The organism is Acinetobacter sp. 251-1 (genome assembly GCF_030329305.1).
In the GTDB taxonomy this organism is placed as follows: Bacteria; Pseudomonadota; Gammaproteobacteria; order Pseudomonadales; family Moraxellaceae; genus Acinetobacter; species Acinetobacter piscicola_A.
In genome coordinates, this window is sequence record NZ_JACANS010000007.1 from 1 (window position 1) to 12,497 (window position 12,497).

A 12,497-nucleotide genomic window follows, 5' to 3' on the forward strand; every position below is an offset into this window, starting at 1 on the left:
TTTCATGGAAAATCTCCTTGTTCAAAGACTAGTCGATTTTCTACTTTTAAACTCGTTTAATTTTCGGGAGCATTACCCAATGCTGATACGCTCAACCTCAGCAATATCTCGTATACGACTACCTCTGACCATTAAGTATAATATTTTACGAGTCATAACTGAATTACATCCGAGGTAGCTGAGTGCATGGTCACTAATAAACTGGCGTTTACAGCCTTTGCACTGATAATTTTGTTTCTCATCTACTTTGAGACCATTTTTCTTTATACTGTCACTGAGGAAGGTTGGACATTTGATTTCTAGAGTTATTTGCATTTCTCTACTTTATCAAGATTCAACCCGTTTTTTCAGCATACTTTTTGAAACACTAACCTAAATTTTAATGATTTAATGAAATTAATTTTGCTGATTTTTAATGATTTGATGAAATTCTGAAAATAGTTTGAATAAATATCGCAATCGCTTAAAAATAAGATAAATTTTCAAAAAATAAAAACTGCAATTTTTGGATAGTGATTGCAGTTCTTGTCCTAGCTGATAGTTTGGAATCTTTGCATGATGTGGAAAACAACAAGCAAGGATCAAGGAAATGTCAGGAAAATATATTCAAGTGACAACCGCAACAGGGAACCAATACAAAGCTTACTTAGCAACTTCTGTAGATGGTAAAGGTCCGGGTATTGTGCTGTGCCAAGAAATTTTTGGCGTTAATCAAGCCATGCGTGACAAGGCAGATTTACTTGCAGAAGAAGGTTATAGCGTTTTAGTACCAGATTTATATTGGCGAATCGCACCTGAAACGGAGTTAGGTTATGGTGCTGAAGATTTTCAACGTGCATTTGAGTTGTATCAACAATTTGATGAAGACCTCGGTGTACAAGATATTGAAGAAAGTTTGGCTTTTTTAAAAAGTTTAGATGTATGTGATGATCAAGCACAGCAAGCGGTGGTTGGCTTTTGCTTAGGTGGAAAATTAGCATATTTAGCAGCGTGTCGTATTCCAAATCTGGCGTGTTCTGTAGCGTATTATGGTGTTGGGATCGAAAAAGCACTTGCTGAAAGTCAAAATATCCAAGGTAAATTGCTATTACATATGGCGGAGCTGGATCAATTCTGTCCTGAAAATATTCGCCAAGACATTCAACAGGGTTTAGCACAGATCAAAGGCACAGAAGTCTATGTTTATCCGCAGGTAGATCATGCTTTTGCTCGTCCAAGAAGTGAACATTTTGATAAAACTGCCGCACAAATTGCTCATGAAAGAACAGTTGCTGCATTACGTAAAACCATCGGTCCTGATTATGATTTAGCAGCTCTGTGGGAGGAACACATTCGCCATGAGTTTGATACACGAGATGTCCCTGCAACTATGGCAACCATGGTGGCTGAGCCTTATGTGAATCATATCCCAACCATGACGGGCGGTGTTGGTTATAAGCAACTGTCACGTTTTTATCAGCATCATTTTGTTCATCAAAATCCTAAAGATATGAGTCTGATTCCAATTTCTCGTACAGTGGGAGCAACCCAAGTTGTAGACGAGTTCATTATGAGTTTTACCCATGATGAAGAAATTGATTGGCTGATTCCGGGGATTGCACCTACAGGTAAAAAAGTACAAATCCCAATGTTAGGTGTAATTAAATTCCGTGGTCCAAAACTATGTCATGAACATATTTATTGGGATCAAGCAAGTGTGCTTGTTCAGTTAGGTGTTCTCAATCCACAAGGTCTACCTGTTGCAGGTGTAGAAACCGCACAAAAATTGATAGATGAATCTTTGCCTTCAAATACCTTAATGCCATCTTGGTCATCAAGTGAAAAGAAATCAGTCGCTTAATAGGAGTTGGTAATGAAGATTGAATTTAAAGAAAAAACAGTCATTGTGAGTGGTGGTGCAACGCTGATTGGTCAAGCTGTGGTTGATGCCTTTATACAAGTAGGTGCAAATGTTGCGATTTTAGATATAGATCCAGCAGGGCAAAAAATTGCAGATGCCTATACAGACCAAGCTTTATTTATTGAAACAGATTTAACCAATGATACGCAACTTAAGGATGCAATTTCCCAGGTTCAGCAAAAGTTTGGGCAAGTTCATGTTTTAGTCAATTTAGCATGTACATATTTAGATAACGGATTTCAGTCGAGTCGTCAAGATTGGCTCAAGGCTTTAGATATTAATTTAGTTTCAGCTGTAGAGTTAACTCGTGCTGTGTATACGGACTTAAAAGCAACACAAGGTTCAATTGTTAATTTTACCTCTATTTCAGCGCAATGTGCACAAACAGGTCGCTGGTTATATCCCGTATCTAAAGCTGCAATGCAAGCATTAACCAAAAGTATGGCAATGGATTTTGCAACCGATGGTATCCGAGTCAACTCAGTTTCACCAGGTTGGACATGGTCACGTGTCATTGCGGAAGTGAGTGGACAAGACCGAGCAAAAGCAGATCGTGTGGCGGCAGATTATCATCTTTTAGGGCGTTTAGGTCACCCTGAAGAAGTGGCAAATGTGGTGTTGTTCTTAAGTTCTCAAGCTGCGAGTTTTGTGACAGGGGCAGATTATGCTGTAGATGGTGGTTATAGCGTGATGGGACCAGAGCAAAATCAACCCGCAATTCCACGTTTAGCAGATTAATCATTTTTTAGATAACGACAGCTTTTAGGTAAATACAGCTTAATTTTACCCAAAACAAAAATTTCATGGATTGAATAAGGAAATATCAAATGCGCAAAATAGCAATCGTAGGTGCAGGTCAGGCAGGCTTACAACTTGGTTTAGGGCTTTTAGATAAAGGCTATGAGGTTAGTATGTATACCAACCGTACCGCTGAGCAGGTTAAACATGGCAAAGTCATGTCGAGTCAATGTATGTTTCATAATGCATTACAAACCGAACGTGATTTAGGTCTAAATCAGTGGGAAGAGCAATGCCCTGCAGTAGAAGGGATCAGTGTCACGTTGGTAGAACCAGAGAAAAAAGAGAAAGTTTTTAGTTGGAGCGCACGTTTACAACGCTATGCTCAATCTGTGGATCAGCGTGTCAAAATGCCAGAATGGATGGGTGAGTTTGAGCGTCGTGGCGGAAAGTTAGTGATTCAAGATGTAGGTTTAGCTGAATTAGAACAACTCGCTGAACAATATGAGCTTGTTTTATTGGCAGCGGGTAAGGGCGAAATTGTCAATCAATTTGGTCGTGATGATACACGTAGCCCATTTCAACAACCACAACGTGCATTAGCTTTGACTTATGTTAAAGGCATGCGTCCAATGTCACCTTATTCACGTGTCGCTTTTAACCTGATTCCTAACGTTGGTGAATATTTCTGTTTTCCTGCACTCACAACCAGTGGACCATGTGAAATCATGGTCTTTGAAGGGATTCCAAATGGTCCAATGGATTGTTGGCAAGAGGTTAAAACACCAGAGCAACATTTGGCAAAAAGCTTAGAAATTTTAGAAAAATATATACCGTGGGAGGCTGACCGTTGCCAAAATGTCGAATTAACAGATGATGGTGGTTATATTGCAGGGCGTTTTACCCCGACAGTACGTCATCCTGTTTTAACTTTGGCATCAGGTAAAAAAGTCTTTGGTATGGCAGATGCTTTAGTGGTCAATGATCCTATTACTGGTCAAGGTTCAAACAATGCAGCCAAATGTTGCAAGGTGTATTATGATGCGATTTTAGCACATGCTGACCAAGCATTTGATGAAGCGTGGATGCAGCAAACCTTTGATCGTTATTGGGATTATGCACAGTATGTTGTGGACTGGACCAATAGTATGCTACGTCCACCTGAACCACAAATGATAGATGCTTTAGTCGCTGCTTCTCAAAACCAACACATTGCTGTACAAATTGCTAACAACTTTGATGATCCACGAGGGTTTTCTCCGTGGTGGTTTGATGCAGAAGCAAGTCAGCAGTTTTTACAAGGCACTGATTTAAATCGTGTGGCATAAGGAGTATGGCTATGAATCATTCAGTATCATCTTTAGGTTTAGCTGCAATTAATGTCAATGAACCACGCCACATTCGTAATTTGTTAGGGCAATTTGCGACGGGTGTTACGGTCATTACGACTACAGGACAAGATGGACGTAAAATTGGTATGACCGCAAATTCATTTTCATCTTTATCTTTAGAGCCACCTTTAATTTTATGGAGTCTGTCTAAAACTGCACCGAGTTTACCTGATTTTGTTGCTGCACCACATTTTGCGATACATGTGTTAGGTCATCATCAGCATGAGGTTTCTGGGCATTTTGCGCGTGGCGCTGAAGATAAATTTGCCAATATTGATCATCAGATGTGTGATCTGGGTTTACCGATATTACAAGATAGTTTGGCTACTTTAGTTTGTCGAAATGTCAATCAATATGAAGGTGGAGATCATCTGATTTTTATTGGAGAAATTGAGCATTATCAGCAAAATGATGGTGATCCATTGGTTTTTCATGCTGGAAAATATCGTATAGCCGCACAACATCCAAACTCATGATAATAAATGTTTAAAATACCATAAAGGAGCTGATCAATCAGTTCCTTTTTTATCTATAAAAAATAGAAAACTCAAATGATTAACGCAAAAATTTAACTTTAGTTTCTGATGGGCTATAGCCATAACGTTTTTTATATTCTTGGGAGAAACGTCCTAAATGCGTAAATCCCCATTTCAGTGCAACTTCAGTAATTGCTTGATTTCCTTGAATGAGTTCCTCATGAACTTGTTTAAAACGTAACTCTTTTAGATATTGCATAGGTGTCATATTTAGATACTTTTGAAAACCCAAAAATAAACTACGAACACTAATACCCGCGTGTTGTGCCAAGATTTCAATCGTTAAATTTTCATGTAAATGAGCATGAATATAGTCTTGAGTGCTTTTAATAAAATGCGGTGAAATCTGTCGTTGTTGGGTCTGCGATAATTGAGCTTGATAACTGTGTGTTTGACCATAAAGTAAAGCATTATAAATATTTGCTTCAAATTGTTGTAAAGCTAAAGGATGCTTCAATGGATGATGATCTGTATGAATTGCCTGTAAAAGTTGTTGGAATAGTTGCAGAAAATATTGCCCACTGACCTGTGAAAAGTCGAGTTTTGGATCAAAAATAGGATGAGTTAAATTAAAATTTGCTAAATGTTGTTGGCAATGTAGCAATAAGCGATCTTTACTGATTTTTAAAATCATTTGTGGAGCGCGCGCTTTCCATTTCATTCTTAAAGGCATATCTGGAGATAAAAGCGCAGCAATTTGTGAATAGGAAATAAATTTTTGTTGTTGAAATTCAATTTCAGCATAACCTTCACAAGGAATTTGAATGAGATAAAAATCTGTTAAACAATCGGGTTCAATATAAACGTCTAGACCATATTCCAAACGGCTCACTGATAAATGACCACAACGAATATGGTGCATTGAAGAGAGTGTTGATGAAGACGAACAGGCTTTTAAACGATGAGGTTTAAGTACATGTGCGACATTGTGTTGAGTTTCAGCAAGATCCGAGTTTTTAAAAATAAGTGATTGTTGTGAAAACAAGGTATTCGAAAATGGCGATACAAATGCTGAATGTTCAGTCTGAGTAGGTGTAGACATAGCTGATTCCTTTAGCTAAGTACATTATTTTATTAAAATATAAAGATATAGCTCCTGCCAAAACCTCGATATTTTTGAACAAATGAATAGGGTAAAACATGAATAAATAAGAAGTTGACTGAATTAGTCAGAAAAATCAAGTGAATTTAGATAAAATAATCACATGAAGAAGTGCTATTGAATGGATAGCACTTCGAGTCATTATGATGTAGGTTTTGTCAGTCAAAACTTAGAGATCATAACTACTTTTTTTCCAAATACCCAAATCAATCATTTTTTGAATTTGTGGCTCAAGCACTTGCTCTTTATACGTTGCATGGTTGCTTTGTACACCATCAAGGTACAAATTTTTAGGATAAATATTGTTTTGATAAATTAATTGAGCACATTCAGAACGAATATCTTTCATCCAGTTTGACACTTGAGAATGCGTACGATGATAACGTAAAGCTTCAATGTCAATCACACCTGAAACATAAGTTGAGCCATTAGTATCACTTTGTTTTCCAGCTATTCTACCTTTGTAATCAATAACTTGTGATAATCCGCCGCCACAATCAATAGGTGCTAAAGTATTTTCATCTAAATACATTCCGCCAATATTCGGTGCAACAACATACATATTATTTTCAAGAGCACGTGCACGATTCGAAATTTCGAAAATATCATTTTGGGTAAAAGGTGTCGGTAGAGAAGCGCGATAGACCACTTCAGCACCATTCATGGCAAGCCCACGACCATTTTCAGGGAAGTTACCTTCCATTGCCATCATAATACCTAAGCGACCAATTTCAGTATCAACTACAGGCCAAAACGATTGTAAGTTATAACCGTATTTTTCTACCCAAGCATCAAATAAGTCATGAGGAGAAGCTGAACGTTCACAAGGCAGTAGAGCAGACATTTTGTGATGTTTTAGAATAATCTCACCTTGTGGATTAATAATAAAACCCACATTAAACATAATGCCTGACCAGTCTGGATCTTTGACTTTTGCTTGCGCCATAATAAAAACATTATGGCGTTTTGCGAGTTCACCTAAACGGTCAGTTTCAGGACCCGGAATTTCTATCGCACCATCTGCAAGAAAATCTGCAATGGGTGTATCAAGTGCTTCATCGTTAAATCCTTGTAAAGCACCTTCAGGTAGTACTAATAGTCTTACAGGCAAATCTAGAGAACTTAACCATAATGCTCCTGCGGTCAGTTCCTCTAAATGAGAAATATTTTTCATAATGTCAGCACGACTTTTAATTCCCCAAATGGTTGGAACTAAACCAACAACTCCATAAGGTTTAACCATAATAAACATCCTTTTTAAAATAAAAGTGAAAAGACTGACAAAGCATTGTCATCAGCTTGTCTATTTAAGTTATCAGTATGCTGATAATATTTCAAATATTATCTGAGGAAAATCTAAAAAATGATCATCTGACAGAAAAATGATGAAAATGAGAGAGCAAATAAAATTTGATATTTTAAAAAGCTAAAAAACCCCTGTCTTTTTCAAGAGATCAGGAGTTTTTAGGCAAATTTAAAAAAGTAAAACGATCATCACCTTAAAAATGATGATGAGTTGACTATGGTGATGGTGTTTCAATGTTTGGAATATAAGCAAGCCATTTACGTAAAGTTGCTATTTCTTGTTCAGAAAAGTCTTGCTCAAGTTTGTCTTCTAGCTGTTCAATGGCTTCGGTAGCATCCAACAAAACTTTTGAAGCATTGTCTGTGATTTCAATACATTGAACTTTTTTATTATGTGGATGGGCATTTTTGGTGACCAAATCCATTTTTTCCAATTTATTGATCATTAAGTTAACGGTTTGTGGTGTTAACGATGCATAACGAGCAATGTCTGCATTTGAACAACTTGGGTAAACAGAAACAATTTTTAAAATCGTAAATTGGGGCGGAGTAATGGCATATTCTAATAAGACTTTTTCCATTTTGAGATGGTAGGCATGAGCCGTTTGTCTGAGTAAGAAACCGAGATAACCCTGTTCAGGGCTAAACATATCTGTTGCTTGGTGAAATTGTTTTACCATAGTGCTAAAGTGCTTTCTCTTTAAAAATAATCATATAAAAATATAAAGCTATCTTAAATCATCTTTTTATAGACTTAGATAGGATTGTTGTAAGGCTTTCGCATCCGCTAAAGCATAATGAGGCTGTTCAGATAAAACCGCAGTTGTTCGTTGTTCTAGCCATAATTGCATGGTCAATGGTGGTGTGATCATACAACGACCCGCAGCTAAAATAAGACTACGGCTAAAAAGAGCAAGGTCTTCTGGCCAGTCTGCAATGATATTGATCTGTTCATATTGTAATAAATAATCATGTAAGCGCTGCTGAAAAACTGAATAAGACACTGGGGCTTTTTGAGTAATAGGCAAAACATTTTGCTTGACCCATTCTACAGGTGTGGGGCATTCTAAAACTTCATAGAAAAATAGCCCGTGTTCGTCCACCAATGCCATGGAAATCAATTCACCACCGAAACCATTAAACTCACAATCTAAAAATAAATTCATTTTTCTGTCTTATATTTTGAAAATTTAAATCAATATGTGAGTAAATACTCAAAAGGTATACTGATATGCTTCTAAGGTCATACAGTTTTATACACTAAAACCAGTATCATTATATATGGACATTGACCAAGGAATGGGATGCCATGCGAACAAAAGATGAAAAATCTTATAAACAATATTTTGAACAGAGTAAAGAAATTCAAGATTTACTCGAAAAAATCCATTTTGATACTGAGCATGGGCAAATTTGGTTCGATGAAAACCGTATGTTGCTGATGCATACCAGTATGATGGGATATTTACGCAAAGACTTATATGAAATGTTGGGTTGGGAGCGTACAAAACATTTTTTTATTCGTTGTGGCTATCAGTCAGGTATGCGTGATGCTGAAGTTACCTCTAAATTACGTCCAAATTTAAATGAAATAGAAGCTTTTATGGCAGGTCCACAAATGCACGGCATACGAGGCATGGTGCATGTGGAAGTCAATGAACTGAATTTAAGTCATGATTTAAAGCAATTTTATGCCGATTTTAACTGGAAAAACTCATTTGAAGCGGAGGTACATTTAAGCGAGTTTGGTATGGCTGAAGAGCCATCATGTTGGATGCTGTTAGGTTATGCTTGCGGCTATACAAGTTTTGTCATGGGGCAAACGATTATTTATCAAGAAACGCATTGTGTTGCTCAAGGAGATGAGTGCTGTCGAATTATTGGTAAGCCATTAGCAGAATGGGAAAATTCAGAGGAACTCATCCGCTTTATGTCACCCGATCCTGTATTAGATGAATTAATTGCTTTACAGGCTGAGCTGAATAAACTTAAGAAAAATATTTATACGGATGCAGAATCTGATTACACCATGTTTAAAGCAGTAGGCGGATCAGCAGCCTACCGCAAGGTTTGTGATTTATTAAAAAAAGCAGCAGGAAGTAAAGTTACAATTTTATTGCAAGGTGAAACAGGGGGGTAAAGAAGCTTTTGCACGTGGCGTACATGATGGCAGTCAGCGTCGAAATGAACCTTTTGTTGCTGTGAACTGTGCTTGTATTCCACCAGATTTAATTGAAGCTGAATTATTTGGCGTAGAAAAAGGAGCATTTACAGGTGCATCACAAACTCGAATGGGCAAATTTGAGCGTGCGCATGGCGGTACGATTTTCCTTGATGAAGTGATTGAACTATCTCCTCGTGCACAAGCTGCCTTATTACGAATGTTACAAGAAGGTGAATTTGAACTTGTTGGTGACCAGCAAACCCGAAAAGTAGATGTCAGAATTGTGGCAGCTACGAATGAAGATCTAGAACAAGCTGTTAAGGATGGGCGTTTCCGAGCAGATTTATATTATCGTTTAAATATTTTTCCAGTGCGTATTCCTGCGCTACGGGAACGTCGTGAAGATATTCCTTTATTGGTCGAATATTTTATCAAACGTTTTGAAAATTTATATGGCAAAACCTTAAAAGGCTTGTCTGATAAGGCTTATAGCTTTGTGATGAAATATGATTGGCTGGGAAAAATATTCGAGAATTAGAAAATTTACTGGAACGAGCAACACTCCTGACAGACCATCAACAAGACATTAAACTGAGTAGCTTATTTCCACAGCTTGATGAGCAAGAACACAAGCAAAAAACTGTTGTAAATCGTTTAGATGACTTGTTGGCAGATGGTTTTTCACTGGATCAATATGAACAAGAAATTATTATGACCGCGATGAATAAGTGCAAACAAAATGTCTCAGAAGCTGCACGAGTATTAGGCATTAGCCGTGCAACTTTAGATTATCGTTTAAAGAAAATGGTATCTTAAAAGCGCACCTTAAAATAAAACTTTCATATAACATCAAGCAATGGTCTTTATAACACGTTGTTCCATTAAGTACTGCTGTGCAATAAATGGTGTTTCATGTTCTGCTGTTTGCAGTGCTATCCACTGCCCATTGGCTGCAAGCTCCCAAGCCCGAACATTGTCTTTAAGATAGTTAAGTAACCCATCTTCAATGATTTGCTTACGCAGTTTAGGGGCTTCACTCGGGAAACAGGTTTCCACACGAGAAAATAAATTACGTCCCATCCAGTCAGCACTTGAACAATAAAGCTTCGCATTATCATTATTTTGAAAATAATACACACGAGTATGTTCTAAAAAACGTCCCACGATAGAGCGAACCGTAATATTGTCTGATAATCCTGCAACTTTTGGTCTTAGACAGCAAATAGAGCGAATAAGTAAGTCTACTTTTACACCTGCTTGTGAGGCTTTATATAAGGCAGGAATAAGTTTTGGTTCTGTTAGAGCATTGACTTTAATAATAATATGTGCTGAAAAACCTACTTAAGCATGCTGAATTTCTTGATCAATTAAATTTAACAACTGTGCATGTAAGGTAAATGGTGCATGAAATAACTTTTGTGATTTTGCCATACGTCCCATGCCTGTAAGCTCTTGGAAAATTTTATTAACATCTTCATAAATATCTAAATCAGTCGTCATCAAGCCATAATCTGTATACATTTTGGCATTACCTACATGATAATTTCCTGTGCCTAAATGTACATTGGTTTTGGTCGAATGGATATTTCAGACCCAGAAGTTAAAAGAACAAAATTAAGAGATGAACGATTAGTTCTTGCAGTTCATTCTTTGGCATTACAAGAGGGTGTATTTTTAAAAGAATTGGTTAAAGAGGAATTATTATTTTATCCTAAAAATGATCAACCTAATTTTTCACATCATATTTAAGCATTATTGCTGAACAAAATTTAAAACCTGAAAAAGTACGTTATGTACGTGAGTTAGCATTAGCATGTGGTTTTGCCGCAGCAGGCGATGGAATGGTTATTGTACCTGCAAGCGCACAAAACATTCATTTGACTAACTTGAAGTTTGTACCTATTTTGGATCAAAGTGCGATCAGTAATGTTATGGTCTCTATTCGTAATACAGGATGTACAGAGGATATTCAGTCTTTCTTTGATTGTGTTTATCAAGTTTATGATTTAGAAGGTGTTTCTTATCATAAGTATGAGTTTTAAAGGGTAAAATACAATTTTAAAGGCTGGAAAATAAGTGAAGTGTTTAAGCATCATGATATTGTAAAATTATACTTTTTTGGTATAACTTTATGTCATAAAATCTATTAACTTTTATTATATTTTCAGCTTTAATAAAGTATACTATTTTTATCAGGAATTTTATTTTAAATTATAAGTTATTCGCCAAAATGATGTGGAAATTGTTCATATTAAAAGGAAATTTTAAAACGAACAATTTTGGAATAAAACACCTCAGCGAGGTACAAGGAAGATGCAATCATTTGTCCAACACTCAGATTTAAAACATAATACAAAACAAGCTGATTTTGCTCAAAATTTGATGTCGAGTATTTGTGGTGATCATCGTTTAGAAACCACATATCGTGATACTTTAGATTTTCAGTATGACGGCTTACGTTTACCCAAAAAACATATGACCATTGGCTGTATTCAATATGGTGCAAATGTTGCTATCAATATTTCGCAGCTTAAAGCCTATAGTATTAGTTTACCTTTGCATGGTAAACAATCATTAAATATTCGAGGTGAACATTATCAGTCTGACCAAAGCAGTGGTTTAATTGTTTCAAATAATGATTTTCAAGATTTATTTATTGATAAAGACTGTAAAAAATTACAAGTGGTCATTCCCGAAAAAAGTATGCAATTGGTGTTATCAGATTTACTGAACCAACCCATCCGCGACAGTATTGTTTTTAATCCAACGATGAATTTAGTATTAGATCAGATGATTGCTGCTTGGTGGTCAAATATTCAAAATTTTATGTTGGTGAAGGCACAATATACAGGTTTTTATGGCTTACAAATGTTTTCTGAAGATTATGAAAATTTCTTGATTAAGGCATTATTACTTTCCCAAGAAAATAATTTTTCCGCAGCTTTACGAGAGGGTTCATGTCAAGATATTCCATTATTTATTAGAAATGTAAAACAATTTATGATGGATCATGCACATGAAATGATTTCTGTAGAAATGATTTTACACGTCGCTGGCGTCTCAAAAAGTAAACTTTATGAACAATTCCAATATTATTATGGCATGAGTCCTTTGGCTTTTTTAAAAAAATATCGTTTACAGAAAGTTTATAAAACTTTAAGTAGCCGCAAGCAGCAAGAGATTTCAATTTCGAAAGTGGCTTATGATTGGGGATTTAGTCATTTAAGTCGTTTTTCACAAGAATATCGGGAAGAATTTGGTGAAAATCCAAGTCAGACCAAAGCCAAATTTCAATAATTTTGATATTTAATTTTACATAGCAAAATAAATTAAGCGCCTAAGACTCAGTCATAGGCGCTTA

11 protein-coding genes and 3 pseudogenes are annotated in these 12,497 nt (G+C 36.3%); 8 read left to right on the forward strand and 6 right to left on the reverse strand.

The window, feature by feature from the left end; genetic code table 11:
• Window positions 1-75 precede the first annotated feature (75 nt).
• Window positions 76-315 (reverse strand): annotated as a pseudogene (locus tag HX129_RS06745) (transposase-like zinc-binding domain-containing protein); the annotation flags it as partial.
• A 274-nt stretch (window positions 316-589) separates the two neighbouring features.
• On the opposite strand from HX129_RS06745, the gene HX129_RS06750 reads away from it, so the two are divergent.
• From HX129_RS06750 to HX129_RS06765, 4 genes are all read left to right on the forward strand, one after another.
• On the forward strand, window positions 590-1,840 hold the full coding sequence (locus HX129_RS06750; RefSeq protein ID WP_286434811.1) for a dienelactone hydrolase family protein: 1,251 nt from the start codon (window positions 590-592) through the stop codon (window positions 1,838-1,840).
• Between the two features lie 12 nt (window positions 1,841-1,852).
• A complete protein-coding gene (locus HX129_RS06755) occupies window positions 1,853-2,638 on the forward strand; it encodes an SDR family oxidoreductase (RefSeq protein WP_286434810.1) in 786 nt (261 codons plus the stop codon).
• Window positions 2,639-2,727: 89 nt separating this feature from the next.
• On the forward strand, window positions 2,728-3,966 hold the full coding sequence (locus tag HX129_RS06760) for a styrene monooxygenase/indole monooxygenase family protein (protein ID WP_286434809.1): 1,239 nt from the start codon (window positions 2,728-2,730) through the stop codon (window positions 3,964-3,966).
• Window positions 3,967-3,977: 11 nt separating this feature from the next.
• Window positions 3,978-4,505 carry a flavin reductase family protein gene (locus HX129_RS06765; RefSeq protein ID WP_107008814.1) on the forward strand — a complete coding sequence of 176 codons (528 nt, stop codon included), beginning with the start codon at window positions 3,978-3,980 and terminating at the stop codon, window positions 4,503-4,505.
• Between the two features lie 79 nt (window positions 4,506-4,584).
• Here HX129_RS06765 and HX129_RS06770 read toward each other — a convergent pair whose 3' ends face one another.
• The 4 genes from HX129_RS06770 to HX129_RS06785 all read right to left on the reverse strand — a co-directional run bounded on the left by HX129_RS06770 (window position 4,585) and on the right by HX129_RS06785 (window position 8,138).
• A complete protein-coding gene (locus tag HX129_RS06770; RefSeq protein WP_174492785.1) occupies window positions 4,585-5,607 on the reverse strand; it encodes an AraC family transcriptional regulator in 1,023 nt (340 codons plus the stop codon).
• A 229-nt stretch (window positions 5,608-5,836) separates the two neighbouring features.
• On the reverse strand, window positions 5,837-6,910 hold the full coding sequence (locus tag HX129_RS06775) for a nitrilase-related carbon-nitrogen hydrolase (protein ID WP_286434808.1): 1,074 nt from the start codon (window positions 6,908-6,910) through the stop codon (window positions 5,837-5,839).
• Between the two features lie 277 nt (window positions 6,911-7,187).
• Window positions 7,188-7,652, reverse strand: a complete 465-nt coding sequence (locus HX129_RS06780; RefSeq protein ID WP_286434807.1) for a MarR family winged helix-turn-helix transcriptional regulator — start codon at window positions 7,650-7,652, stop codon at window positions 7,188-7,190.
• Between the two features lie 66 nt (window positions 7,653-7,718).
• Window positions 7,719-8,138, reverse strand: a complete 420-nt coding sequence (locus HX129_RS06785) for a hypothetical protein (RefSeq protein ID WP_107008810.1) — start codon at window positions 8,136-8,138, stop codon at window positions 7,719-7,721.
• A gap of 143 nt (window positions 8,139-8,281) precedes the next feature.
• Here HX129_RS06785 and mobR point away from each other — a divergent pair.
• Window positions 8,282-9,952 (forward strand): annotated as a pseudogene (mobR, locus tag HX129_RS06790) (phenol degradation transcriptional regulator MobR).
• A gap of 33 nt (window positions 9,953-9,985) precedes the next feature.
• Here mobR and HX129_RS06795 read toward each other — a convergent pair.
• Window positions 9,986-10,708: pseudogene (locus HX129_RS06795) on the reverse strand (polyphosphate kinase 1); the annotation flags it as partial.
• 6 nt (window positions 10,709-10,714) lie between these two features.
• On the opposite strand from HX129_RS06795, the gene HX129_RS06800 reads away from it, so the two are divergent.
• From HX129_RS06800 to HX129_RS06810, 3 genes are all read left to right on the forward strand, one after another.
• Complete coding sequence (locus HX129_RS06800) at window positions 10,715-10,885, forward strand: type 2 periplasmic-binding domain-containing protein (protein WP_286434806.1); 171 nt, start codon at window positions 10,715-10,717, stop codon at window positions 10,883-10,885.
• A 92-nt stretch (window positions 10,886-10,977) separates the two neighbouring features.
• The gene (locus HX129_RS06805) at window positions 10,978-11,178 is read left to right on the forward strand and encodes a type 2 periplasmic-binding domain-containing protein (protein ID WP_174492780.1); all 201 of its coding nucleotides are present in this window, start codon (window positions 10,978-10,980) and stop codon (window positions 11,176-11,178) included.
• Between the two features lie 271 nt (window positions 11,179-11,449).
• The gene (locus tag HX129_RS06810) at window positions 11,450-12,433 is read left to right on the forward strand and encodes an AraC family transcriptional regulator (protein WP_130073686.1); all 984 of its coding nucleotides are present in this window, start codon (window positions 11,450-11,452) and stop codon (window positions 12,431-12,433) included.
• The last annotated feature ends 64 nt before the right edge of the window (window positions 12,434-12,497 follow it).